The organism is Actinokineospora pegani (genome assembly GCF_009745975.1).
In the GTDB taxonomy this organism is placed as follows: Bacteria; Actinomycetota; Actinomycetes; order Mycobacteriales; family Pseudonocardiaceae; genus Actinokineospora; species Actinokineospora pegani.
Genome location: NZ_WHOL01000058.1, coordinates 1 through 3,148, shown reverse-complemented (window position 1 = coordinate 3,148; position 3,148 = coordinate 1). Strand labels below are relative to the sequence as shown.

Here is a 3,148-nt window from a genome sequence, read left to right as displayed (position 1 = left end):
GCGAACCGCACAGTTCCCCGCACGTGCTCGACCCAGTACCCCGGATCAGTCACCCTGCCCGCCACCAACGGGATCGACGGCTCGTGGAACTCCACCGACTCCACAACCGCCCGGAACTCCTCCAACATCGGGTCCATCAACGGCGAATGGAACGCGTGCGACACACTGAGCCGCTTGGTCTTGTCGAACTCGGCGGCGATCGCCAACACCTCGGACTCCACACCCGAGACCACCACCGACTCGGGGCCGTTGACCGCCGCGATGCTCACACCAGGGGTCAACTCGATCTCGGACTCGGCGGCCTTGATCGACACCATCGCCCCACCCTCCGGCAGGGCACCCATCAACCGACCACGAGCCGACACGACCTTGACCGCGTCCGCGAGGGACCACACCCCGGCCACGTGCGCGGCCGCCAGCTCGCCGATCGAATGCCCGATCAGCACATCCGGGCGCACACCCCACGACTCCAACAACCGCACCAACGCGACCTCGAACGCGAACAGCCCGGCCTGGCTGTGCTCGGTCCGCGAGATCGCGTCGGACCCCAGCGCCTCCCGCAGCCCGTCGAACCGCGACACCACATCGTCGAACGCCTCGGCGAACACCGGGAACCGCTCGGCCAACTCCCGGCCCATGCCGATCCGCTGCGAACCCTGCCCGGAGAACGCGAACGCGGTCTTGCCCGGTCGGGCCCTGTCGACGGGCGCGGTGCCGTCGGCCAGCGCGCGCAGCGCGTCGGCGTCGGCGGCCACGGCCCGGTGCTCGAACGCGGCCCGACCCGCCAGCGACCACGCGACGTCGGCGGGCGCGGCGTCCACGGCGAGCAGCCGGGAGGCCAGCGCCCGCACGGCCTGCGGGGTCTTGGCGGACAGGACGAGCGGCGCGGGCCGGTCGTCGCCGCGGCCGGTCTCGACGGCCGGTCCCTGCTCCAGCACGACGTGGGCGTTGGTGCCGCTGATCCCGAACGACGACACCGCCGCGCGACGGGGGCGGTCGACAGGCGGCCAGTCGCGGCCGTCCGCGAGCACCTGGACGGCCCCGGCCGCCCAGTCCACCTTGGACGAGGGCTGGTCGACGTGCAGGGTCCTGGGCAGGACACCGTGCCGCATCGCCTGCACGGCCTTGATCACGCCCGCGACGCCGGAGGCGGCCTGCGCGTGGCCGATGTTGGACTTGACGGAACCGAGGAACAGCGGCGCGGCGCCGTTGCCACGGTCCTGCCCGTAGGTCGCGAGCAGGGCCTGGGCCTCGATCGGGTCGCCCAGGGCGGTCCCGGTGCCGTGCGCCTCCACGTAGTCCACATCGGACGAGGACAGGCCCGCCGCGGCCAGGGCGGCGCGGATGACGCGCTGCTGCGACGGCCCGTTGGGGGCGGTCAGGCCGTTGGACGCGCCATCGGAGTTGAGGGCGGAGCCCCTGACCACGGCGAGGACGGTGTGGCCGTGGCGGATCGCGTCGGACTGGCGTTCCAGCAGCAGCACGCCGACGCCCTCGGCCCAGGCCGTGCCGTCCGCGCCTTCGGCGAAGGCCTTGCAGCGGGCGTCGTCGGCGAGGCCGCCGTGTCCGCCGAAGCCGATGAACATGCCCGGCGTGGCCATGACGGTGGCGCCGCCTGCGATGGCCAGCGCGCACTCCCCCGCGCGCAGTGCCCTGGCCGCCCAGTGCAGGGCGACCAGCGACGACGAGCACGCCGTGTCGACGGTGACCGCCGGGCCCTCCAGGCCCAGGGAGTAGGCGACGCGGCCGGAGAGGATGGAGCCGGAGCCGCCGGTGAGCAGGTGCCCGTCGAGGCCCTGGCCCTGCGCGGCCTGGGTGTAGCCGGTGGCCGCGCCGCCGAGGAACACCCCGGTCGCGCTGCCGCGCAGGCCGGTCGGGTCGATCCCGGCGTCCTCGAACACCTCCCAGGAGGTCTCCAGGACCAGGCGCTGCTGCGGGTCCATCGCCAGCGCCTCGCGCGGGGAGATGCCGAAGAACGCCGGGTCGAAGTCACCCGCGCGGTCGAGGAAGCCGCCCTGGCCGACCGGGATGCCGGTGGTGTCCCAGCCGCGGTCGGCGGGGAAGTCGACGATGCCGTCGACCCCACCCGCGACCAGGTCCCAGAGCTGGTCCGGCGAGGAGACGCCGCCGGGGTAGCGGCAGGCCATGCCGACGATGACGACCGGGTCGTCCTCGGTGACCGTGACGGCGGGCGCGGTGGTGACGGGCTGGTCCGCGCCGACGAGTTCGGCGCGCAGCAGCCGGGCCAGCGCGGCGGGGGTCGGGTGGTCGAAGACGAGGGTGGCGGGCAGCCGCAGACCGGTGGCGGCGGCGAGCGCGTTGCGCAGCTCCACGGAGGTCAGCGAGTCGAACCCGATGTCGCGGAACGCCTGGTCGGCGCGCACGGCGTCGACCCCGGCGTGCCCGAGCACCCCGGCGGCCCGCTCGCGGACCAGCTCGACCAGCAGCGCCTCCTGCTCGGCGGCGTCCGCCCCGGCCAGCCGCCCGGCGAGCCCGGTCGGCGCGACGGCGGCGGTGCGGTGCTCGGGGCGGACCAGTCCGCGCCAGACGGGCGGCACCTCGGCCCCGCGCAGCGCGCCGAGGGTGACGGGAGCGGGCACGACCAGCGCGCGGTCGGCCCGCACGGCGGTGTCGAACAGGGCCATGCCCAGGTCGGGGGTGATCGCGCCGAGCGCGCCGATCCGGCTGTTGCCCGCGGCCATGCCGGTGTCCCAGCCGCCCCACGCCAGCGACACCGCGGGCAGCCCGGCGGCCCGGCGGTCGGCGGCCAGGGCATCCAAGGTCACGTTGGCGGCGGCGTAGTTGCCCTGGCCCGCCGCGCCCCAGATGCCCGACGTGGAGGAGAACAGCACGAACCCGGCCAGGTCCATGTCCTTCGTCAGCTCATGCAGGTTCCGGGCACCGGTCACCTTGGGCGCCAGGACCCGCTCCAGGCGCTCCGGCGTCAGCGACCCGAGCGTGCCGTCGTCGAGCACACCCGCGGCGTGCACGACAGCGGTCAGCTCACGCCCCTCGATCGCCTTCGCCAACGACGCCTTATCCGTGACGTCCACACCCGCCCCGCGACTCACCGGCAGCACGTCGAACCCCTGCGCCGTCAAGTGATCCACCAGCAGCGACCCGATACCACCCGACGCACCAGTGACCA

At 74.5% G+C, this 3,148-nt stretch carries 1 protein-coding gene; it reads right to left on the bottom strand.

The window, feature by feature from the left end:
- On the bottom strand, positions 1-3,148 hold a 3,148-nt coding region (locus GCL84_RS06315), incomplete at both ends, for a type I polyketide synthase (protein ID WP_197523051.1).